General features: G+C 44.9%; 1 protein-coding gene. It reads right to left on the bottom strand.

Going from position 1 to position 673, the window contains the following annotated elements:
* Positions 1–673 (bottom strand): hypothetical protein (locus CIK93_RS05670; protein WP_158215476.1); only part of this gene is annotated, 673 nt, incomplete at both ends.

Here is a 673-nt window from a genome sequence, read left to right on the forward strand (position 1 = left end):
GTAGCCTCCAACAACCATATCATATTTTCAGGACTATCCACCGTCAAGGAAAATCGCGAGCTATCGCCCAACTCAAATTCCTTGCGATAGCCTTCTATTGGATTGACCAACAGCAAATGCGGGTTCTTTAGCTTTGATTTCAGCGTACCACGCACACAACCGGTAATCTGTTGCTGATGCTCCATTGGATAGTTTAAAGACGGATAACGATGTTGTAAGATATCTGCCAACGGATACTTACCGTCACGGTGGCTGTTGATATAATCCACCAAATTGGAACGCAAGGTATCAGCACGGACCACATCATAGTCCACCACAGATACTGAGTAGTGACCTTTCAGAGGAATACCTGTACTATCAGACAACTGGACAGACAGATTCACAGGGGCCTTACTGCCACGCTCAGGCTTACAAGCCATTTGCACTTTCGGCATATAAACCGCACCGATTGCCGTTTCACATTCAGCTACTATCATCTCGTTTGCCTTGCTCAACATAGCCACCGTAACGATTCCGGGCTGTAACTTATGCAAATCCAGTCGCAACACTCTTGAATTTACATAGGGAACCTCTATTAAATTACCACTACCATAGATGATACACGTCAGCGAATCTTTTCGACTATCATCCAACATCCGTATCAACATTTGACCTTTACGTTGCTTCACCTCCA

The sequence above is a fragment of the Prevotella sp. P3-92 genome (assembly GCF_002251205.1).
GTDB lineage: Bacteria > Bacteroidota > Bacteroidia > Bacteroidales > Bacteroidaceae > Prevotella.